We start from the raw sequence: 21,286 nt of genomic DNA on the forward strand, positions 1-21,286 counted from the left end.
AAAATTATTGATTTATATTTCTGTATCGCTTTCTATACGCTCCTGGCGTCATTCCTTTATACTTCCTGAAATATTTCGTCAGATAGCTTTCATCATTGAATGCTAATTCCGATGCGATTTCTTTCAGTCGCATATTGCTATACACTAAACGCGTTTCAATCAATTTCATCCGATATTCCACCAGGTAGTCCTGTATATTACGACCAGTATGTTTCTTAAAATATTCGCCCAGATAGTGGGGAGAGATATTTAGTTTTTCTGCCATTACCTCTGTTTTCAAGGCTACGGGATTAGTGATATGTTGTTGGATATAGGTAATCAAGCGCATTCCCGCAGGTTGATCGCTCCCGGTGTTAACGCCAGGACCTTCGCTGGCAATCAGGTTCCGCGCAATCAGGTTGATGAGAATGGAAAGTGACTGACGAATGATTAGTACGTGTCCATACGACTTTTGCTGATATTCCCGAATGATGCCCTCCAACAATACCCTTGCTGTTTTTTCATCTGCTTTATCGCTGAAAATACAACCTGCTTTTGCATGAAAGTGATGTAGTATATAGCTGATTTTTTTGAGGTTGTCGCAGGTTTCGATACGCTCATTTTCAAACCTCACCTGGTCGATGAATCCAGGGCTGAATCGCAGGAATGCTATATGGCTATTGCTTTCCGGCTCAAAGGTATAATGCACGCCTTGTTGTAATAAAAACAGTTTATGAGGCCCATACTTATAGTGATATTTTTGATCTGTATGAAGACCACTGCCCTCCATCACGAAAGCCATTTCAAAATAATAGTCGGACCGAAACCTGTAAACAGATGTTCCCGTCTGTATAATGGCTACCTCTGCTTGATCTATGATTTTAGTAAACGCCATTTCTAAAGGTACAAAACAAACCCCTTAAAGTACCATTTTTATTGTACTTTCTGCTGTTATTTTGCTATTCAAATTTACAGGAATGGATGCAATACAATCGGCGTACTCCACGCGCAGATGGCTGATACTAGCCATTTTATCTGCCGGAGCATTCTTATCGCCGCTGGATTTTATCATTGTCAATGTAGCTTTAGCAGATATCAAGACGGCGCTGCATGCATCAGAAACCGCATTACAGCTGGTGGTAGCGGGATATGGTCTTACCTATGCCGTATTAGTGGTTACTGGTGGCAGGTTAGGAGATATCTATGGCCGTAAAAAAGTGTTTATGTCTGGTATGATGGTATTCACTTTTGCCTCTGCATGTTGTGCCAGTGCGAAAGACATCAACTGGTTAATCGCCGCCAGAGTACTCCAGGGAATGGGGGCAGCCATGCTGGCGCCACAGGTAATTGCAACGATCAGAGTGATTTTTCCACCAACGGAGCAGCCTAAAGCGATGGGTATATTTGGAGCAGTGTTTGGATTGGCAGTCATTGCAGGACAATTACTAGGAGGTATTCTGATAGATGCTCATTTATTCGGATGGACCTGGGAAAGTGTTTTTATGGTGAATCTGCCGGTAGGGTTGATTTGTTGTACGATGGCTTATTTTTTCATGGAAGAGAACCAGGCGGTAGTACGTCCGAAGTTGGATATTGGAGGGATAGTGCTGGCCACCATTTGTTTATTGTTGTTTATATATCCCCTGGTAAAAGGCAGAGAGGCGCATTGGCCGCTCTGGGTATTTATGTCCGTTCTTTTATCAGGAGTTACTGGCTGGCTATTGTTTCGCTATGAGGAGCGATTGCTGATATTGAAGAGATCGCCCTTATTACATACTCCTTTGTTGCGCAATGTGACGTTTTTGAAAGGAGCGGGTGTCGTCTTCCTATATAATCATACGGCGGCGATATTTCTCATTTTTCCTTATTACCTCCAGAATGGGCTTCACAAAGACGCATTTGACGCAGGAATGGCTGTCTTGCCCTATGCTATTGGTTTCTTTATAGCGCCGTTGGTGAGTCATCGGTTTCAGTTTTCAGGACATCGGCTAATACAGGGAGGATTGTTGTTGATTACCATGGGGTGTATGTTGGGCGCCATTGCGCTTCATTTTGAATCAACACCGGGGCTGCTATTGAAAACTGGTCTGCTCATGGCGGGAATTGGTCATGGTACTGTGATGCCTGCGATGCTCCGCCAGATAATGTCTGATGTCGATGTATCGCTGGCCGGACAGGCATCGGGGATTGTCAGCACCGCGATTCAGGTAGGCAGCGTAACAGGAACAGCAGTTATCGGCACACTATTTTTTACGTTACTGGAATACTTTTCGTATAGTCGTTCCATTGAGATTTCCTTTATTACTTTATCCGTTGTATTCTTTACAGGTTGGCGACTGGCCATTAGTTACAACAAATCATATATTGCAGACATATGAATCTTACAGCAACAGCAAGTAGCATGATTATCGATTTCCATGTGGATATTGCCAAATGGTTTCGGGCAGATGAATCGCTTTCGAAAGATCAGTTATTACAATATTTCAGTGCGGATTTTCACATGGAAGGCCCTGGCGGTAATACAATGGGGCTATCGGAATTAGCGGCATGGTTACCCGTTGCACAAGGCAGCAGACCCGATATAGTCATCACAATTGATAAACTTGAAGTATTCAGCACATTTCATCATACGCTGGCATATTATGAAGAAAAGCAGGAAATGAAAGATAAGACCACCGTACGCAGGTCCAGCGCTGTGTTTAGAATGGAAGATGGAAAGTTAAAATGGTGGCAGTTAAAAGAGGAATGGATATAATCTCTAAGAGTTATTAAAAAAGCCCAGGATATACACTCCTGGGCTTTTTCGTTTATTAATACGCTCCACTTAAGTAAGTATGTCCGCCACTTACAGGCATATCATACAGTTTCACGAGATTTTTACCGTCGATATCGCAAGAGTAGATATCTTCTTTGTTGTTACTCAATCCTGTTGTAGCTACAATGAAGAACAGTTTCTTACCATCCGGAGACAACCTTGCATCATCTCCAATTTTTTGGTTAGCACTTAAAGCGACGTTGACTTTCGTTTGTCCGGAACCATCATAGTTCATCAACCAAATTTCTGATCCGGAACCGCTGATATATTTTGTAAATACCACTTTATTCAACTGAGTTGCGCCGCTGTTGCCGGCATTTACAGAGAGAACCCCTGCAGCGGTGACGTTCAGTCCGGAACCTACGATCACCCCACCTAAAGTGGTCGTTGTAGCAACGGGCACATTCCCGTTTCCTGTTCCTGGTCCTGGTTCTGCATCAGCAGATTTTTTACAACTCATTTGGAATAGTAGGATGGATGCAGAGAAAAGCATCAGGGCAAAAGAGCCCATGAGAATTTTTTTCATAGAAATAGAGTTAGGGTTGCATTAAATTATGCTACAATGCAATATACATACTACTAATAAAGTATTTATTAGGATTTCGACTCATCTTTTCTTGTAAGCATTAGCTTGATAAGCATAGCATGATATTTAATATACTTCATTGCTATTGGTCTTCAGGAGGATATTACTGTACCTTACCAGCTATCTGTTTAAGGGAAATAAGGTCATACACCAATGTATCTTTCGTATCCTTGCGATCTAGTTTTTCATTGGCATTATTATCAAAAAAACCGCGACAGGCAATAGTAGCCTTATTGCTATCAATGATGTAGTTATCCACAAAAAACACATTGGGAGTCAGTTGTTGGTTTGATTTCCCATCTGTAGAAACGATATATAATTTCAAAGGGCTCTCCCAGATATCAATATGTTTGTGGATACGAGGATTATTCTTTCGGTGAATAGTTACTATCACTTTATTGAGATGGTGTTGGTCCAGTTTCACCTGTTGAACACCCCAAAGCATGGAGATCCCAGGATAATCCACCCTGGTGGTATCCCCCTTGTTGATAAAGAGCATATGCTTCGTAGCAATGCCTCTTTTTGTGGTATCTAGCTTATAGGCTATTGTATAGGGAGTTCCCTGTAGAGGAATGAATCTGTTATAGGGAGTTTTTGCGGGCGCATTATCCAGTTGTTGTGCGCTAACAGTGATTCCAGTTCCGAGCGCCAGTAGCAGCAATAAGGTTTTATTCATGTTTCTAATGTTTATTCCAGGGATACGTTGTTTACCAGTTCATGGAAGATTTTGTTACTTTGGGAAGGTTTTCATCATGATAACTTCCATGTTACAGCAGTTACGCTCTCTTAATAAAAATAACATTTCTGGAATAGAGATTACTTTTGTTTTCCTGCAAAACGTTTTTTCGCTAAATCATACGCCGATATTCAGGCGAAAAAACTCGCTCCCTGTTAAGTTGTGCTCCCTATCATCACGAATATTATCATTTAACAGGTAATAGCTTTTATGACGCTGTTTCGTATCTTGCGCCACATTTTTAATGCCTGCCGAACATGAAATTGCGTTGCTATCACCTCATATTCTTACTTCTTATTTTTCAAACAGGATTTGCCCAAAAGCAGGTTAAAATAACGCTAGACAGCTTGCTGCTAGCAGATAGTCAATACCGGACGGAAGACAAAAACAAGCTGGAACGCTACGTAAAGATCTATAAGAGTTATGGAAAGCTTGGTGAGATCGATAAGGCAGAAATCTATGTAGACAGGGCCATTAAGCTTGCCGAAAAATTAAAGCTGCCCTCTTTTATTGGTCGTGCCTACTATTCCCTGGGATTCTATTATCAAAGTCACGGACATTTTATTCAGGCGGAAGATACCTATAACAAAGGGATCAGGAAATCCCTGGAAATTGGCGATAAACAGTTGTATGGAGACATCTATTATAACATGGGCGCCATGTACGCCAGTTGGTCAGATTTCGATAAGGCACTAAGCGCAAATCTAAAAGCAGTTGCTGTTTATAATGAGTTAGATAACAAACTAAATGCTGCCGGATGTTATGTGAATATTGCCGATGCTTATAAAAGCCTGGAACAGTATAAAACTGCCATTACTTATTTAGAACAGGCGGTGCAGGTCTTTAAACAATTTAAGGGGGAAGAATATGGCTTAGCGCTGAGTTATGCAAATATGGGGGCCAATTATTTCCTGGCTGATGAGAAGGAGTTGGGTATGAGTAAGACAGAAAAGTATCAGGTGGCCCTTAACTTCCTGGATCTTTCCCTGGGTTTTGCTAATCCACTCCAGGATTATTCTCTTTTTGGCACCATTTACCGCACGCGCGCGAAGATATTAAGTGTAAATGGATCTTCAGAACAAGCCCTGGATGCATTTCAGAAGGCGCTAGCATCTAACAAGCGTTTATATAATAAAAGAGACTATGCACTGGATCAGTTAGCCTTGGCCGACTTCTATATCGAACATGCACAATATCATGAGGCAACTCCTTTGCTAACGGAAGCACTGAGTATTGGTGAGGAGAATCACTTACCTGCCTTGCAACGAGATGCCAATCTTGCACTGAGCAAGCTGGCAGAAAAACAGCAACAATTCACAAAAGCACTCGAATATTTTAAAGCCTACATTCGTTTTCGCGATCAGATTTTCAATGAGGAAAAGGAAAGGGAAATAACCCGTAAACGTTTGCAACTGGATTTTCTGGTCAAAGAAAATGACTATAAGAGCAGGCAGCATGTGATGAGTCTTGCGCTGCAAAAAAGAACCTTGGAGGCAAGAGAAAGAAAGCAACAGCTGGAATTGAAGGAAAAGGAAATGCGAATCGAGAAATTGGCCCTCTTGCAGAAACAGGCAATATTGGAAAAGGAAAAGTTGCAGAAGGAGAGTGAATTGGAACGGCAACGCCTAAACGCCAGCTTAGACAGAAAGTATCGGGATGAAAAGATCCTGAAGCAAGAAACCAAGGCCAGACTAAATAGGAACCTCGCTATATTTTTAGGATTATTGGTATTGGCATTGTCGGGAGCAGCGTTACTGGTTTACCGGGCACACCGCAAAACACAGCAATTAAATCGCCTGGTATTAAAACAAAAGACCGAACTGGAAGAGTTAGGGAAAGTCAAAGATCGCATTTTAGGGGTGGTAAGTCATGACATGCGTGCACCAGTGAATTCTCTAATATCCTTTTCCAAACTATTGGAACATGGGAATCTTAGTGAGGAAAGGCTAAGAGCATACACGCTCAGTTTAAGTCAAACATTACGACATACCTCCTCCATGATGGAAAACCTGTTAAACTGGGCGTATAGTCAAATACAAGGATTTAAACCGGATTTAAAGATGCTGGAGATTGGTCATCTGGTGCAGGAGCTGGTGACTGCGGCAGAAGCAGATGCATCCCAGAAGCATCTTCGCATATCTTTCTCTCAGGATACCGAAGCTAAGGCGTTTGGTGATTTAAATATGGTCTCATTAATCGTTAGAAATCTGTTGAACAATGCGGTAAAATTTACGCCGGAAAGAGGACGTATTGATGTTAAGATTGAACATGACTTCCAACTGGTCAGGCTTTGTATAGCAGATACAGGTATTGGTTTGGGAGAAACGCAGTTACAACGGTTCAATAGCCCTAAGAATATTGAACTTGGCCGCAGCACAGCTGGTACAAATAGCGAAAAGGGTATTGGTCTTGGACTCACATTGTGCAAAACATTTGCAGCCATGATGAATGCCCAATTAACGGCTTCCCCCAATGATGAACAAGGGACTATTTTTATATTATCTATGCCATCTAAAGCCTTCGCTCCTAAAGAATTGAAGGAGTTTGACTAAAATAACTAAACCCCTAAATTCTTCGCTACCCTGTTGAGCGTTCGGTGGTTGATCAATTGAAGTAACTCCTCGCGATAGGAAGGGCTAAGAGGTATATTTACACCGCTTTCCAGAATAATTTCGTGGTTACTCACACTCAAAATTTTGTTGAAATTGATAAGGTACTGTTTGTGCACCCTGACAAAGAAGCCTGGTAACTGCAGGATAAGGTTTTTAAGATTGATTAAGGCTGTGTAAGTATGCCCATCCACAGTATGTAGTTTAGAAAAATCTCCAATGCTCTCCATATAGATGACTTCCTCGTAGTTGATACGTGCGTAGCCTTTGCTGTCTTTTATGAAGAAAAAATCGGGATCACTTTTCTGTTCTGATGTTAAAGTCTGTACCTGTTTTCTGAGATCGAGGTGTTCTATCGCTTTATTTATGGATTTTATTAACCGTTCCATGCTAAGCGGCTTAGGGATGAAATCCATTACGTCGAGTTCAAAACTCTCCGCAGCATATTCCAGATGAGAGGTGATGAAGATGAAAATTGGTGGGTTTTTAAGGCCTTTCAATAGCTCAACACCTGAAATGTCGGGCATATCTATATCTGAAAATATAATATCAACCTTTGTAGTGGATAGTATCTTAAATGCTTCAGCGGCACTTTTACAGATAGCTTTTATTTCAAGGATATTGATTTTGTGGAGGTACATTTCTAAGAGATCCCTCTCTATGATGTTATCCTCTATAACCAAGCAAGTATACTTCATCGCGTCCAAAATACATTAATTATTAGTAAATATATAACGCTAACAATAAAATCCCCCTCCCATCTATTTTGAAATACTTTTAGGTAAGCTGACGCCGATATTTTCATATACTGGCTGATACGTTTTATAGATTATTCGCCTATGGTTATCTACCGGGTGATTTTTAAATCCCTTTTTTTTCCACTTTTGAGTAACGAAAGCATTATTGATGTCATTGGCTGTCAGATAGAGCGTGTTCAGGAAACAATGTATTCAATATCCGCTTTGATTCGTAATTCATTACCATCTATACTTTACGTATCCTGTAAAACCAACATGTTTCGTATAACCTTTCAAAAAAAATATCGTATTAAGAAACTGTGGCTAAACAGCATACCCTATTCTGAAGATTACTTCGTAGAAAAAATGTAACGAAGTAGTCGGAATCGTACCCCTAACGATGATAGTTACTGACCAATTCAACACAGACTGTAGTTTGAACGAGGACCAATCGTCAAGATGCGCTTATCTGGGCTGTAACTAACATGATTATTAAACAATAAGGAAGTAAAACATGGACATCAGATTGATTGCAGCCGGGCTAGCAACAATACCTGCAATTTATTTTTGTAATAACCTTATTCGAAGAAAGAATGAGGTGGATAGCGCAACACAAAGCATCAATGCAGCGCTGCAAGACCGTTACGACTTAATCCCCGAATTGATAGATACTATTAAATCCTATATGTATTATGAATGTGATGCGCTGATTAATTTGACGAGAATGCATGCAAGTGCTCTTTCCTATCATATTGGTGAAATTGAGAAAATAGAACTCAATAACAACATAACTAGTACATTAAAACAAATTATGGAGGCAGCAGAAGATTATCCCGAACTCAAGTTCAGCGATAATTTTCTCCAACTGCAGAAAAGGTGGACAGATATTGAGGACCATTTTTCAGCCTCCGGGAGGGTTTATAATAATGTAGTAATGGATTATAACAAAGCCGTCATTTCTTTCCCAGGAAACATTTTTGCCGATTTACTGGGGTACAAAACAAAAGCAATTTTTGAAATCAGAAGGGAATTCCTGAATATAAAACTACAAAGTCTGTCTTACAATTAGTGATAATGATATAACCTGTGAGGAACCAACAACTGTTATTCTAGCTAGGGAATAATGGTCCAAAACCTATAAAACCTAACACCATCAATTCAGCAATCCTGGAAGGTAATACAGTACCCAATGCCTGTTTACCTCCGCTAGAGATGCTATTTATGCTCGCTATTAATAATTACTTAATACTTATGAAAAAAAGAATGATGTTAAAAATGGCTGCAGGCGCAGCAATGCTTGCTCTTATAATGACCAGTTGTGGCAAGAAAGATGATAATACCCCCTCCGTTCAACAATATCTGCCGCTAACAGTTGTAGATAATGAAATCGGGCAGGTAGTTGATAGCTTTGTTTTTAAGAATAACATTATCCAGAGTGTCTATACTGATAATGCAGGAAATGGCAACTGGCGTTATTACTACAATTTCGTATATGGCACAGACGGTAGGTGCAAAAAAGTGGAATATGTAAATACTCAAAATAACAAGGTAGAATACACCGACAGTGTTGCATATAATAACGACAAAATCACGATGACCTCATGGTCTATTGATAATCCTTCTAAATCGACTTATGAATATGCCATGAAGAATAACCTGGCCGTTTTAATGGGAAGCAAGGATAGTATTATCAGAGAAGGGCGTAAATATGTAAATTACACGGAGTACACCCTAACTGGTGGCAACCTGACCACCATGAATATTGTTTCTGGTACCAGCAACCTTGATGGCAGCGGTAAAAGTTCTTACACCTATACCTATAATTATTTCTACGACAATAAGCCAAATGGGTTCCAGTATGCATTTGAGAAGAACCCATTCCTGTATTTCTACATGGTTACTTATGACGAATTCCTGGAGGTACCTCGTGGCGCTGGAAATTTCACTAAACGGACCTTTACCGCCAATTCAAACGGTAACACCAGCAGTAATACCTTTGAGGCTATTAACACCTATAATGCAGAAACCGGCTTCCTGCAAACACAAAAACTCACTGATGGGGATGGTGCTGCCTGGGATTTCAAATATAACTTTAGAAAAGCAGACTAATATTGCTTGCCATTGCTAATGAAAATTTCCAACAGCTATTGTAAAAGATACTGTGCTGGTTGAGTTCCAGTTGGGGAAATTTCGAAGACGACCTGTAAGTTGGACTTACAGGTCGTCTTATTTACAGTATCCTAGCGTTCACATAAATCTATTATACTCCAATTCAACGGCCAATAAAAAAGTCTTACTACACAGCACTAATTTCAAGCTTATAGCCTTTGCCACGTATAACAACAATTTTGATATTCGGATCTAATTCCAGTTTTCGATTTTGCGGAAGAACATATAGGATACGTTTATATATCAAAAGGTGAATTGATGATCGAAAATGACAGTCTTGTAGGTGGTACAGCTGCAATCAACATGCACCCGGTTACTTTTCCGGCCAAAATTCAAGTTAAAGACGGTATTGTTGAAGCGAATGGCAAACTGGTCATCGATCGGACACAATGGGGTATTCGTTACAGATCGGGTAAGTTTTACGATAATTTAGCTGATCAAGCTGTTTGGGACGAGGTTGAACTTCTTATGAAGGTGGTAGCAAAAGATAAATAGCTACTCACATCAAAGAAGCGGTGCGTTTAATATAAGCGCTGGACAAAGAGTTTCCCTAAAAGAAAACAGGACAAACGAGAATGAATCTCATTTGTCCTGTTAAGTCGGGGCGGCAAGATTCGAACTTGCGACCTCCACATCCCAAATGTGGCGCGATAACCGGGCTACGCTACGCCCCGGAACCTTGTTCCGGTGTGCAATTCAGATGTTTGATTCCCTGATTGCGGAGTGCAAAGGTAGCGATAAGTTTGCGAGAAAACCAAATTGATTTTCATTTTTTTGAAAAATATTTTTCCAGGGAGATAGCCGGCACAATAGCTTTCAGCCGACTAACCAATCAAGAGTCGCTTCCACGGCCACTCTTGCAGGCGCCTACTTATTCTTCCAAATTTTCCATCTGAGGAGTATTTCCAGCTGAATGGCTGGTTTCATATTGGTTCCGATGGAATCTTTGGCAGTATGTAGTACGGGAATTGCAGTGCGGGCAGCGGCTTGCCATCTTTTATGATCATAATATAGTTCTGCTGTGATGTTTCCCTGGAACTTCCCGAGACTATTCCACAAACTACCTTTGTTCATATAGATGATAGTTTTATTATGAATACCAAAAGTATCTCTGGTAGCAGACGTTTCCTGTATGGAGCCTGTATGTCCTAAATAGGCTTGTATTCCGGCACTACCAAAGAACTGACCTACGAGTCGGTGGTGATATGCCAGGCCTGCCTTATAGCCGAAAGTTTGCAATAAGGTCAAGGACTGCTCATCTATTGAACTGGTTCCGCTGGGGATACGTGAATAGGGTTGTTTGTCATAAATCTGAGTAGCCATAAGGTTAAGATCTAAGCTAATGGCAGCATTATTCCATGTTCTCTGGGCACGGAATCCAGGAATCAATAATCTATAAAATTGTGTGTTTCCGGAAGGCCCTTTATAGTAGCCAGGATTATTGGTAATAGGTATAGGAATGCTCCATTGCCCCATGATTTCCCAATAGCCCGGCGTATGGAACGTATTTTTCGGCATTCGGTAATTCGTTATACGTCCCATGGTTTCAGCACTTACTTGCAATGGAGAGGATGAATGATTCCTTACTGTTCTTATTGGTTGGAACTGAATCCCAGCATACAAGGGCGCTGTTATTGCAGGAGTACCTGTTTCAGAGGAACTTGCGGGTAGAGGACTATTTGCTGCAGCGGAAACAGCTGTGTTAATTGGAGAAGGTTGAGACTTTCCGTTATTACCTTTTCTCTGCGCAGCAGCGATATTTTTTTTGCGGTTATTAGCAGTCACTATCCCAGGCTTCACCAATGATGATATATGGGATGCTGATTCTTCTTTTGTATTGGTTGTAGCGTTTTCTGATGTAGCCTGATTTTCCTTATCATTTCCTGATAAACCGTTAGTGGTTGTAGTCTGATTAGGTAAATGTTTACCTATATATTTCTTGCCAGGATTTCCTTGTGAAGCCTGACCATCTACGAGTTTCAACGATTTCCCCGTTGATATATTCTTTTCTGAAGTAAGCTTCGGGTGATTAGACAATCCATTCTTATTCACAACAGTGTTTCTATTAATAGTGATATTCTCAGAGGAAGATGCCCCATTATTCGCAACAGTAGTAGATGCTCTTTTACCCCCTGCGTTGGATAATCTATTATCTGCTCCGCCAGCTGTTACTATTCCACGGCCACTTCCATTGGAAGGCATATCCCCAGATGTGGATAACCTACTTCCAACTGGCGCTACTGATTTTGGCCTTTTACTGTGTGCATTGGAAGGTACTTTCCCTGATGTGGATAACCCATTATTTGCAATGCTACCTGGTATGGTATTCCCACTACTTCCTTTGGAAGATACATTTCCTGAAATAGATTCTCCACTTCTTGCATTACCTCCAGCTACAGCACCATGGCTATTCTTATTAGCAGATATATTCCCCGATGTGGATAACCCATTACTTGTAACGCCACCTGATACGGTACGACCAATATTCGAACCAGATTCTCGACTTCCTGCATTACCTCCAGCTACAACACCATGGCTATTCTTATTAGCGGATATATTCCCCGATGTGGATAACCCATTACTTGTAACGCCACCTGATACGGTACGACCAATATTCGAACCAGATTCTCGACTTCCTGCATTACCTCCAGCTACAGCACCATGGCTATTCTTATTAGCAGATATATTCCCCGATGTGGATAACCCATTACTTGCAACGCCACCTGATACGGTACTGCCAACGCTAGCATTGGAAGACACAGCCCCTGACATTCCATTATTTACTACATCTCCAGCCACTACGCCCTCTCCGCTTGTAGTCACAGTCTCCATTTGAGACATTCCTCTGCTTTGTTCCGCATTCTTTGTTTTAAGTGAACCCGAATCAGTTACCTTCAAAGCACTGTCTCTTGTCATGGTGGAGTGGTCTTCAGCCGGGGCCACTTTTTTTCTGGCTGCAGTCATTCGATAAACGCCGTAAGCAATAACGCCTGCACAGAAGACAGTGACAGCTATATATTTGGCGATGGTGAGCAATTTAACGCCAAGACTACCTGCATGAGGCGACTCACTCCCGCCGGCGGGAGCGTTCACGGGCATGGCTTTATTCAATGCCTGTTCCATGAGCTTCCAACTACTATCAGCAGGTGGCAGAGGAATGGGTACATTTTCCTCATTAAAAAATTGCATATGCAAATTACTTTCGCTCACTCAGAAATCATTTAAGGTAGTATTGCTCCAATATCGGTTTCAATTTACTTCGTGTTTCGCTCAGGTGCCATTTTACAGTGCCAGGACTTTGTTGTAGCATTTCTCCAATTTCTTTTATAGGAAAACCTTCCAGGTAGAACAGTGTGCAGACAGCCCTGGTAGAAGGTGATAACGTATCGAGCAACTTATAAATATCTTCCCAGGCCAGTTTGCTCATTATATTATTCTGCGTAACAATCACATCTTCTTCAATAGCTGCATGTACCGGCCATTTCTTCTTACGGATTTTATCCAGTGCCGTATTTCGGACGACAGTATATACCCAATTAAATAACTCCCCTTTCGCCGCGTCATATTTCTCCAGTTGGGTAAATACCTGCAGCATTCCATCATTCAGCACTTCCACTGCCTCTTCAGGTTGACTGAAGAACTTTCTACACAATAAGAATAGTGCCGGATAGAACTTCCGGTATAACTGCTCCTGGCTACGTCTGTTATTCACCAGGCACTCACGTACCAATTGCTGTAAATCTTCCAAAGGATCAACCTGTTACGGTACTTAATATGGGTTATCAAAAAGGGAAAAGTTGCTATAGACTTTTCAGTCCTACAGCAACTATCGGTTGTGTTTTACCCCTGCTTTACAAATGTAAAAAATGTAAAACAGGTTTTTGGGCATACTAACATGATCGGTTATACGTCATCAGAATCTCCTTGTGGACCCTCTCAACGTATCAGAACCCGGATATCTTGGCGTATCTACCGGATGACGGGGTGTATCCACCGGCCAACGTGGGGTATCTATCGGATGACGCGGACTGTCCACCGGCCAACGAGGCGTGTCTACCGGATGATGAGGACTGTCTGGCCAATGAGGCCTAGTCGTGTCCCCAGGATGAGGGATCGTATCATGACGCGTAGTGTCACGGGGATGCCCTGTGGAATCTAAAGCTAAAGCAGCATTCTTAGCTTTAAGCTCCTGCAAGGTCTGTTCATTATTATCCTTTCTGCATCCGATAATGCAACATATGCCTAGCACTAATGTCAAGAAATAGAGGGGTAGATATTTCATAGAAAGTTTGTTTATAATAGTAAACGGGGGATATGAATCGAAAGGTTGGGTACAAATCAAAATATTTTCCAGTAGGTAAGTTGGCGTATGACACTTATACGGCTAAAGTGACCACTTAAGAGAAAGTAGATACCAATTGCCATTTTAAGCCCCCGGACGCGTGTCTGCCTAACTACCTTTATGCCAACCTACATCCTGTTATTTTATCCTCAAAATTTTCATCATTCATCTTAAATATCTGTCCGGGTAGCAGGAGTTATCTTGTTGGCCCCTTTTGCGGAGACAGCGAGCATGTCTCCGCTTTTGTTTTTCCCATTAGCAACTACTACAGCAGAAAATACCTGACAAGGCCGAACAGTAAACTGATTAATACCACCAGCAACATATTCCACCGGAATTTAGTCAGCATCATCAGGGCCATACCAACCCACCCCAAAGCTATCCAGTCAATATTCGCGAAAGCAACGCCCTGATGCCGGAATAAAATATCTCCTCCCAGGTAAAAGGCCAGATTCACGATTACCCCCACCACGGCTGCTGTTACGAGAGAAAGAACAGCTTTTATCACCCTGTTTTTCTGAGATCGCTCAATCAGGGATGCTCCCATAAAAATCAACAGGAAATTGGGCAGAAAAGTAAAATAGCCTGCCGCCAGTAAACCAATCGTTCCCATGATCAATGATCCCGCAAAATGGTTGTAGGCAGACATAAATCCTACATAGGTCAGTACGATCACCAGAGGTCCGGGTGTTGTTTCCGCCAGTGCAAAACCATCTATCATCTGTGTTTTACTAAGCCAGGAAAGATGTCTGGTCACTAACTCCGCTACATATGGAATAACGGTGTAAGATCCTCCTACGGTAAGAAATGCAGATTGCGTAAACAACAGCGACAATTTTTTCCAGAAAGTGCCATCCAATAGAAATACAATCATTCCCAGGAATGGAATCAGCCATAGCAAAAGGAATACAGCACCTTGTTTCAGCAAGGCGCGTTTTGAAATAGGCGGTATTTCCTGGTTTACGTTTACATAGTAGGCATCTTCGGCCTCACTAGTTTCTTCCTCCTGCTTTTTGAGATGTAGTAAACCTGGGATAAAAGCATTGACGAGGATGGCGGTGATGATAACGCCTAAAATGATCCATGGCATTGATATCTTTCCGAAGTATGACAATGCAAATGCAGCGATGGCAATGGTATAGTGCAGATAACTTGTCAATGCCTTCTGTCCAACTTTCCATGTAGCGAAAAGAATGATGGCTAATACTGCCGGCTTCAGGCCATTAAACACGGATACCAATAAAGGCGTATTTCCAAACAATGCATACACGATACTTAATCCCAGTATAATCATCATGGAAGGCAGTACAAACAACAATCCTGAAACAATACCACCTTTTATCCCATGGAGTTTCCACCCAATATATATAGCCAGTTGGTGCGCTTCTGGTCCGGGTAATACCATACAGGCGTTCAGTGCATGAAAGAATTTGCGGCTACTGATCCACTTTTTTTTATCGACCAGAAAATCATGCATAATCGTAACATGTCCAGTCGTTCCTCCAAAGCTGATCCAGCCAAGAATAAACCAAAAGCGAAGCGCTTCTTTGAAAGAGGGTTTATTGACTTTACATTGTTCTGCAGTTACATCCATCCCTATTTTTTTTTCTCGTATAACGGGGATTCAAATTTACCAATTATAACGCGGAAGAATATGAAAAAATGCCACCGTTCAACACATTCATCGACAAGGCGTATTAGGCTAAATCAGGCGTTATCAGACCATTTACAGTAGTAAATGACATCAGTATACAGGAAGACTAAAAAGAAAGGATTTTACAGGCATTAAAACCATTTCCGGAATCAACAGATAGAAAGAGAAAAAAACAAAAAGGAGTAAAAACAAAAAGGACAAGTCTGTATGACTTGTCCTCTTTTTAGTCGGGGCGGCAAGATTCGAACTTGCGACCTCCACATCCCAAATGTGGCGCGATAACCGGGCTACGCTACGCCCCGATCCCGGTTTGTATTCAGCGGTGAGGGAGGGATTCGAACCCTCGGTACAGTTTAACCCGTACGACGGTTTAGCAAACCGTTCCTTTCGGCCACTCAGGCACCTCACCTTGTTTTCCTTCGTAGTTGTTCTCTGAAGGGGTTGCAAAAATAGGAATTATTTTAAATCCACCAAAAGCAAATGATATTTTTTTTAAAAAAATTTTCAAAGAGATGAAAATCAATCGAATAAGCAACGGCTCATCATATGACCAAACCCGCCATGGCACTGCATTACAGCGCACGATACCTCTAAAAACAAACATGCCCCCGCTTATAGCGGGGGCACGATGTAAATAGGTTACAGGGGGTCTACATTGCTGCTAACTGCACTTTTTGTTGCAGTTCAATCACACTGTCACGGAAATTATTATCGGTATCCATCAGATCTTTTACGGTCTGACAAGAGTGTATAACGGTAGTATGATCTCTTCCTCCAAAATGTTCGCCGATTGTTTTCAGGGAATTTTTGGTAAAAGATTTTGCCAGATACATTGTTATTTGGCGAGCCTGCACAATTTCGCGTTTACGCGTCTTCTGCAACAGCTTATCATAAGGTACATCGAAATATTCACAGACCATCTTCTGGATACTTTCTATCGTAATCTCTTTAGAAGATGTTTTTACAAATGACTTCAACACGCGTTTCGCCAGCTCCAGATCAATTTCTTTACGGTTCAGAGAAGATTGTGCCAGCAGGGAAATCAGCGCCCCTTCCAGCTCTCTTACGTTCGTCTGAATATTATAAGCTACATACTTCACTACCTCTTTAGGCATTTCCAAACCGTCGTTCCGCATCTTCATCTCCAGAATTTCCATCCTGGTTTCAAAATCAGGGATTTGAATATCTGCACTCAATCCCCAACGGAAACGGCTTAATAAACGCTCCTGTACACCATCCAGATCTTTCGGCGCTTTATCTGATGTAAGAATCAGCTGCTTACCTGATTGATGCAAATGGTTGAAAATAGCAAAGAACGCATCCTGTGTTTTTTCCGCACGCGCAAAAAACTGGATATCATCTACGATTAATACATCTATCAGTTGATAAAAATGTATAAAGTCATTGATGATATTATTCTTTGAGTGATCAATAAACTGATTGATGAATTTTTCCGCACTTACATACAATACGGCCTTGTTTGGGTGAATGCGCTTCACCTCATTACCTATTGCTTGTGCAAGATGCGTTTTCCCCAATCCCACACCGCCATAAATTACCAGCGGATTAAATGAAGTACCTCCAGGTTTTTCTGCTACAGTCTTGCCGGCACGTCGTGCCACACGGTTACAGTCACCTTCTATGTACGAATCAAAGGTATAATTCGGATTCAACTGTGAATCTATCTGTACCCGCTTAATCCCTGGAATCACAAATGGATTCTTTACCGGATTCTGAATCGTTAACGGAAAATCTACTTCATTGTCTTTCTGGGGCTTCGTAAACTGCGTCGGCATGTTTACAGTTCTGGGATTCTGGTGTGGCGTACCGTTCTCTACTACAATGCGGTATTCCAACCGGGCTTCTTTACCTAATTCTCTCTTGATGGTTTTTCCTAACAATCCCACATAATGCTCCTCCAAATACTCGTAAAAGAATTGGCTGGGGACCTGGATGGTTAAAACATTGTTTTCAAGTTTAATGGGTTTAATAGGTTCAAACCATGTCTTAAATGGCTGCCACTCAACAATATCCCTAATTATATTAAGACACCTTTCCCAAACTTGTTCGCAAGTTTTATTCATTGAGATAAAAAAAATTAGTTTGTTTCTTAATTAAGGATGTTCTCGAATTCGCTATTCCTCAACGCAGGATGTCGAAAAAATGTTCAGACAGGACGACGAATATCTGTAGAAAATGTTGAAAAAAAAAATTTATCTACCCTTGTTTATATTATCCTGAATACAGTGTGCAAACACCCTCTGTTAGCCCACTCCCAGCGCTTTACAGCACTGACATACCGCGTTTTTCTAGCATTTAAAACCAGTCTGATTTGCAATCGCTTTTCTCAAGCATTGTCTATTTTATCATAAATAGTATCGCATTCATGATAAAATAACATCGTACTGATTTTTTCACATGTTTCTTCTCCAGGAAAAATCCGGAGATATTCACACTTTTTTTTGCGAGGGTGCAAAACTATGTTAGTATCTCCATTAAAAAAAATGTGTTTAGGACTAGTTTATACGCAACTATTTTTTTATATACCCGCGCGCCTGTACTCAAATAAAAATTATTTGTACGCCCTTTATCGAATACCTATCTTTGACCTTCTGAATTTAAATTAATTATCTATGAGTTTTGAAATTACCGGAAAGCTGATTGTGAAATATAATACGGTGCAACGTAGCGAAACCTTTAAAACAAGAGAATTCGTTATCGAAAAATCTGATGATATCAACGGCCGTGTTATCAATAACTACATCAAATTCCAGGCTGTACAGGACCGCACTGGTATTGTTGACCGGTTCAATGAGGGTGAAAATGTTAAAGTTTATTTCAATATCAAAGGTACCCGCTGGGAAAAAGATGGTAAAGTAAACTACATCACCAACCTCGACGCTTGGCGTATGGAATCTGTTATGGCTGCCCCTGCACCAGGAGCTGATGCAATGCCTAACTATAATACGCCGCAAATGCCTGCCGGCGGCGATAGCAACGACGATCTCCCTTTCTAAGAAATTACATTTAATAACTTACGGATTTGAAGAGTCCACCGGCCAACACCGGAACTCTCCAAATCCGTATTTCTTTAGGATAACTACCTAACATGATTCATCAAGTATCCGTAAAATTACTGCCAGCTGATGCTGCCGCACCCGCCGCTATTACTGCCGCCGCTGCCGCCGCTCTCAGCATCCCGGCTAAATCCATCACCGGCTATAACCTGCTCAAACGCTCTATAGACGCCCGTTCCAGACAAGCATACTTCATCCTCACCATCCAGGTTTTTGTGAATGAACCATTCCACAAAAATGACCGCAATACCCTTCTCTATAAAGAACTCCCCGCCAATGCCCCTGCCGTACTAATCGCAGGCGCAGGCCCGGCAGGACTCTTCGCAGCATTACGACTCCTGGAAGCAGGCATCAAACCCATTATCATAGAACGTGGCAAAGACGTACGCGCCCGCAGAAGAGACCTCGCTGCCCTCAATAAAACAGGTATCGTCAACCCAGACTCCAACTACTGCTTCGGCGAAGGCGGCGCAGGCACCTACTCCGATGGTAAACTATACACCCGCTCCAATAAACGCGGCGATATCAACCGTATCCTTAATATATTCATCCAGTTCGGCGCCGATGAAAAAATCGGCATCGACGCACATCCCCACATCGGTACCAATAAACTACCACATATTATTACCGCCATGCGGGAACAAATTATCCATTGTGGTGGCGAAGTACACTTTGATCAACGTATTAATCATATAGATATCCAGGATGGACAGATGAAAGGCGTGAAAACCGCCAGCGGCGCATATTTCACCGGCCAACATCTCATCCTCGCCACCGGCCACTCCGCCCGTGACATTTTTATCATGCTCGATCAACAACATATCCTACTGGAAGCAAAACCATTCGCCCTCGGCGTACGCGTGGAGCATCCGCAGGAACTGATCGACAGCGCCCAATATCATTGCGCACTAAGAGGAGAATACCTGCCACCTGCCAGCTATAGCCTCGTAGAACAAGTAGATGGCCGCGGCGTCTTCTCCTTCTGTATGTGCCCCGGCGGCATCATCGCTCCCGCATCCACAGATCCAGGAGAACTCGTTGTCAACGGCTGGTCCCCTTCCAAAAGAAATAATCCATTCGCCAACTCCGGAATGGTTGTAAGCATTGAAGCATCCGACTTCCAGCCATTTGCTGATAAAGGCAACCTAGCCGCCATGTACTATCAACGTGAAGTAGAAATCGCTGCCTATAATGCCGGCGGTGGAAAATTCGTGGCGCCAGCTCAACGCATGACAGACTTTGTTAATGGCAAAGTATCTGCTTCTCTCCCTGCATGTTCTTATGTGCCTGGCCTCAACAGCGTGAATCTCCGCGAAGTACTCCCCGCTACTGTGCATACCCGCCTGGCAGGAGCCTTTAAAGCATTCGGCAAAAAAATGAAAGGTTACTATACTTCCGATGCGGTACTGGTAGCCACCGAATCCCGCACCTCTTCTCCTGTTCGTATCCCAAGGGAAAATGATACGCTGGAACATCCACAGGTAAAAGGCCTCTACCCTTGCGGCGAAGGCGCCGGTTATGCCGGCGGTATCGTTTCTGCCGCCATGGATGGAGAACGCGTGGCAGCCATAATTGCAGCAAAATTAGTCTCCTAAACATTTTCGTGCTACTCCAGGAGGTTTCTCATGATTTATGATTAAATTTCATCATGAACCTCCTGGAAGTACAACACCTGAAAAAACACTATGCCACCCACAAAGCGGTAGATGATATCAGCTTCAATATATCTCAGGGTAGCATATTTGGCCTGCTTGGCCCCAATGGCGCAGGAAAGACAACTCTCCTCCGCATGATTACCGGCATTTTCTATCCCGACTCCGGTAACATCCTCCTCAACGGCAAACCCTTTGACCAATTACAAGATCTTCAGTACATCGGCTACATGCCGGAAGAAAGAGGCCTTTACAAAAAAATGATGGTAGGAGAACAAGTCCTCTACCTCGCACAACTAAAGGGGCTCGATAAGAAAACTGCCGTTGCCCGCATCAAATACTGGTTCGATAAATTTGAACTGAACAACTGGGCAAACAAAAAAGTCGATGAACTTAGTAAAGGGATGCAGCAAAAAGTACAGTTCATCTCCACCATCCTGCATGAACCTAAACTGCTCATCCTCGACGAACCCTTTTCCGGCCTGGACCCTATCAACTCCAATCTCCTGAAACAGGAAATTTTCAATCTCAGTAAAAATGGTACCACCATTATCTTCTCTACCCATCGTATGGAACAAGTAGAAGAAATATGCGACCATATCATGCTGGTAAACAAAGGACATAAAATCCTGGACGGCAGCGTTAAACAAATACGACAAGATTTCAAGGAAGGACTGTTTCGTATAGGTGTTGGCGTTATGCCCAACCCCGCACAGATGGCCACCTGGCACTTCACCATTGTAAATGTGGAAAATAATGCCTACGTACTGAAACTCAATCCAGACAGTACAACCAACGACATTCTCCTTCATTTTATTAACCAGGAAATTCCTGTTACCTATTTTGAAGAGATTCTTCCCAGCATCAATGAAGTATTTATCTCACAGGTACAACGTACTGAAAACCTCGCCGCAACTCAACCTGCCTGAA

The 21,286-nt window shown here is 42.1% G+C and carries 19 protein-coding genes and 3 tRNA genes; 9 read left to right on the forward strand and 13 right to left on the reverse strand.

The genetic code is table 11. The features are described from left to right. Positions 1–4: 4 nt before the first annotated feature. Positions 5–874: a helix-turn-helix domain-containing protein gene (locus tag CLV59_RS25855; protein WP_111595005.1), complete on the reverse strand. Its 870-nt coding sequence runs from the start codon at positions 872–874 to the stop codon at positions 5–7. 82 nt (positions 875–956) lie between these two features. Here CLV59_RS25855 and CLV59_RS25860 point away from each other — a divergent pair, with 82 nt between their 5' ends. Beyond that, positions 957–2,357 carry an MFS transporter gene (locus CLV59_RS25860; protein ID WP_111595006.1) on the forward strand — a complete coding sequence of 467 codons (1,401 nt, stop codon included), beginning with the start codon at positions 957–959 and terminating at the stop codon, positions 2,355–2,357. Beyond that, positions 2,354–2,734: a hypothetical protein gene (locus CLV59_RS25865; RefSeq protein ID WP_146616321.1), complete on the forward strand. Its 381-nt coding sequence runs from the start codon at positions 2,354–2,356 to the stop codon at positions 2,732–2,734. Before CLV59_RS25860 ends, CLV59_RS25865 begins: the two co-directional genes overlap by 4 nt. Before the next feature lie 55 nt (positions 2,735–2,789). On the opposite strand, the gene CLV59_RS25870 is transcribed toward CLV59_RS25865, so the two are convergent. Together CLV59_RS25870 and CLV59_RS25875 are read right to left on the reverse strand one after the other, a co-directional pair. Continuing rightward, complete coding sequence (locus CLV59_RS25870; protein ID WP_146616322.1) at positions 2,790–3,320, reverse strand: TolB family protein; 531 nt, start codon at positions 3,318–3,320, stop codon at positions 2,790–2,792. A gap of 163 nt (positions 3,321–3,483) precedes the next feature. Next, complete coding sequence (locus CLV59_RS25875; RefSeq protein WP_111595009.1) at positions 3,484–4,056, reverse strand: hypothetical protein; 573 nt, start codon at positions 4,054–4,056, stop codon at positions 3,484–3,486. 407 nt (positions 4,057–4,463) lie between these two features. Between CLV59_RS25875 and CLV59_RS25880 the strand changes: the two genes are divergently transcribed. Beyond that, positions 4,464–6,668, forward strand: coding sequence for a tetratricopeptide repeat protein (locus tag CLV59_RS25880; protein ID WP_170137930.1), 2,205 nt, complete (start codon positions 4,464–4,466; stop codon positions 6,666–6,668). 5 nt (positions 6,669–6,673) lie between these two features. Here the strand turns inward: CLV59_RS25880 and CLV59_RS25885 are convergent, their stop codons facing one another. Further along, positions 6,674–7,423 carry a LytR/AlgR family response regulator transcription factor gene (locus CLV59_RS25885; protein WP_111595011.1) on the reverse strand — a complete coding sequence of 250 codons (750 nt, stop codon included), beginning with the start codon at positions 7,421–7,423 and terminating at the stop codon, positions 6,674–6,676. Positions 7,424–7,976: 553 nt separating this feature from the next. On the opposite strand from CLV59_RS25885, the gene CLV59_RS25890 reads away from it, so the two are divergent. The 3 genes from CLV59_RS25890 to CLV59_RS25905 all read left to right on the forward strand — a co-directional run bounded on the left by CLV59_RS25890 (position 7,977) and on the right by CLV59_RS25905 (position 10,126). Continuing rightward, positions 7,977–8,531 carry a LemA family protein gene (locus tag CLV59_RS25890; RefSeq protein ID WP_111595012.1) on the forward strand — a complete coding sequence of 185 codons (555 nt, stop codon included), beginning with the start codon at positions 7,977–7,979 and terminating at the stop codon, positions 8,529–8,531. A 182-nt stretch (positions 8,532–8,713) separates the two neighbouring features. Then, positions 8,714–9,571: a hypothetical protein gene (locus CLV59_RS25895; protein WP_146616324.1), complete on the forward strand. Its 858-nt coding sequence runs from the start codon at positions 8,714–8,716 to the stop codon at positions 9,569–9,571. 318 nt (positions 9,572–9,889) lie between these two features. Next, positions 9,890–10,126 (forward strand): YceI family protein, encoded by a 237-nt coding sequence (locus CLV59_RS25905; protein ID WP_111595014.1) that lies wholly within the window; start codon positions 9,890–9,892, stop codon positions 10,124–10,126. Between the two features lie 104 nt (positions 10,127–10,230). On the opposite strand, the gene CLV59_RS25910 is transcribed toward CLV59_RS25905, so the two are convergent. The 9 genes from CLV59_RS25910 to dnaA form a co-directional block, all read right to left on the reverse strand. After that, positions 10,231–10,305: transfer RNA gene (locus tag CLV59_RS25910), tRNA-Pro, on the reverse strand. Between the two features lie 193 nt (positions 10,306–10,498). Further along, positions 10,499–12,820 (reverse strand): serine-rich family protein, encoded by a 2,322-nt coding sequence (locus CLV59_RS25915; protein ID WP_111595015.1) that lies wholly within the window; start codon positions 12,818–12,820, stop codon positions 10,499–10,501. A gap of 28 nt (positions 12,821–12,848) precedes the next feature. Further along, the gene (locus CLV59_RS25920) at positions 12,849–13,379 is read right to left on the reverse strand and encodes an RNA polymerase sigma factor (RefSeq protein WP_111595016.1); all 531 of its coding nucleotides are present in this window, start codon (positions 13,377–13,379) and stop codon (positions 12,849–12,851) included. Positions 13,380–13,544: 165 nt separating this feature from the next. Continuing rightward, entirely contained in the window at positions 13,545–13,913 is a 369-nt protein-coding gene (locus CLV59_RS28830) for a hypothetical protein (protein WP_146616325.1), read from the reverse strand. 325 nt (positions 13,914–14,238) lie between these two features. Beyond that, positions 14,239–15,567 (reverse strand): chromate efflux transporter, encoded by a 1,329-nt coding sequence (gene chrA / locus CLV59_RS25925; RefSeq protein WP_111595017.1) that lies wholly within the window; start codon positions 15,565–15,567, stop codon positions 14,239–14,241. A gap of 287 nt (positions 15,568–15,854) precedes the next feature. Further along, positions 15,855–15,929, reverse strand: a tRNA-Pro gene (locus tag CLV59_RS25930). Positions 15,930–15,947: 18 nt separating this feature from the next. Further along, positions 15,948–16,036, reverse strand: a tRNA-Ser gene (locus tag CLV59_RS25935). Further along, positions 15,998–16,231 (reverse strand): hypothetical protein, encoded by a 234-nt coding sequence (locus CLV59_RS25940; protein ID WP_111595018.1) that lies wholly within the window; start codon positions 16,229–16,231, stop codon positions 15,998–16,000. Before CLV59_RS25940 ends, CLV59_RS25935 begins: the two co-directional genes overlap by 39 nt. Before the next feature lie 46 nt (positions 16,232–16,277). Next, a complete protein-coding gene (gene dnaA / locus CLV59_RS25945) occupies positions 16,278–17,711 on the reverse strand; it encodes a chromosomal replication initiator protein DnaA (protein WP_111595019.1) in 1,434 nt (477 codons plus the stop codon). A 549-nt stretch (positions 17,712–18,260) separates the two neighbouring features. Between dnaA and CLV59_RS25950 the strand changes: the two genes are divergently transcribed. The 3 genes from CLV59_RS25950 to CLV59_RS25960 all read left to right on the forward strand — a co-directional run bounded on the left by CLV59_RS25950 (position 18,261) and on the right by CLV59_RS25960 (position 21,285). Continuing rightward, entirely contained in the window at positions 18,261–18,644 is a 384-nt protein-coding gene (locus CLV59_RS25950; RefSeq protein WP_111595020.1) for a DUF3127 domain-containing protein, read from the forward strand. A 92-nt stretch (positions 18,645–18,736) separates the two neighbouring features. Beyond that, positions 18,737–20,299 carry an NAD(P)/FAD-dependent oxidoreductase gene (locus CLV59_RS25955; protein WP_111595021.1) on the forward strand — a complete coding sequence of 521 codons (1,563 nt, stop codon included), beginning with the start codon at positions 18,737–18,739 and terminating at the stop codon, positions 20,297–20,299. A gap of 53 nt (positions 20,300–20,352) precedes the next feature. Continuing rightward, positions 20,353–21,285: an ABC transporter ATP-binding protein gene (locus CLV59_RS25960; RefSeq protein WP_111595022.1), complete on the forward strand. Its 933-nt coding sequence runs from the start codon at positions 20,353–20,355 to the stop codon at positions 21,283–21,285. Position 21,286 lies beyond the last annotated feature (1 nt).

Origin of the sequence: Chitinophaga dinghuensis (genome assembly GCF_003259435.1) — a bacterium.
GTDB classification, from domain to species: Bacteria; Bacteroidota; Bacteroidia; order Chitinophagales; family Chitinophagaceae; genus Chitinophaga; species Chitinophaga dinghuensis.

Bases quoted from the DNA above. Each gene is read 5' to 3' on its own strand.
- CLV59_RS25855 (WP_111595005.1), bottom strand. From the start codon at position 874: ATGGCGTTTACTAAAATCATAGATCAAGCAGAGGTAGCCATTATACAG.
- CLV59_RS25860 (WP_111595006.1), top strand. From the start codon at position 957: ATGGATGCAATACAATCGGCGTACTCCACGCGCAGATGGCTGATACTA.
- CLV59_RS25865 (WP_146616321.1), top strand. From the start codon at position 2,354: ATGAATCTTACAGCAACAGCAAGTAGCATGATTATCGATTTCCATGTG.
- CLV59_RS25870 (WP_146616322.1), bottom strand. From the start codon at position 3,320: ATGAAAAAAATTCTCATGGGCTCTTTTGCCCTGATGCTTTTCTCTGCA.
- CLV59_RS25875 (WP_111595009.1), bottom strand. From the start codon at position 4,056: ATGAATAAAACCTTATTGCTGCTACTGGCGCTCGGAACTGGAATCACT.
- CLV59_RS25885 (WP_111595011.1), bottom strand. From the start codon at position 7,423: ATGAAGTATACTTGCTTGGTTATAGAGGATAACATCATAGAGAGGGAT.
- CLV59_RS25890 (WP_111595012.1), top strand. From the start codon at position 7,977: ATGGACATCAGATTGATTGCAGCCGGGCTAGCAACAATACCTGCAATT.
- CLV59_RS25895 (WP_146616324.1), top strand. From the start codon at position 8,714: ATGAAAAAAAGAATGATGTTAAAAATGGCTGCAGGCGCAGCAATGCTT.
- CLV59_RS25905 (WP_111595014.1), top strand. From the start codon at position 9,890: ATGATCGAAAATGACAGTCTTGTAGGTGGTACAGCTGCAATCAACATG.
- CLV59_RS25915 (WP_111595015.1), bottom strand. From the start codon at position 12,820: ATGCAATTTTTTAATGAGGAAAATGTACCCATTCCTCTGCCACCTGCT.
- CLV59_RS28830 (WP_146616325.1), bottom strand. From the start codon at position 13,913: ATGAAATATCTACCCCTCTATTTCTTGACATTAGTGCTAGGCATATGT.
- chrA (WP_111595017.1), bottom strand. From the start codon at position 15,567: ATGGATGTAACTGCAGAACAATGTAAAGTCAATAAACCCTCTTTCAAA.
- CLV59_RS25940 (WP_111595018.1), bottom strand. From the start codon at position 16,231: ATGTTTGTTTTTAGAGGTATCGTGCGCTGTAATGCAGTGCCATGGCGG.
- dnaA (WP_111595019.1), bottom strand. From the start codon at position 17,711: ATGAATAAAACTTGCGAACAAGTTTGGGAAAGGTGTCTTAATATAATT.
- CLV59_RS25950 (WP_111595020.1), top strand. From the start codon at position 18,261: ATGAGTTTTGAAATTACCGGAAAGCTGATTGTGAAATATAATACGGTG.
- CLV59_RS25955 (WP_111595021.1), top strand. From the start codon at position 18,737: ATGATTCATCAAGTATCCGTAAAATTACTGCCAGCTGATGCTGCCGCA.
- CLV59_RS25960 (WP_111595022.1), top strand. From the start codon at position 20,353: ATGAACCTCCTGGAAGTACAACACCTGAAAAAACACTATGCCACCCAC.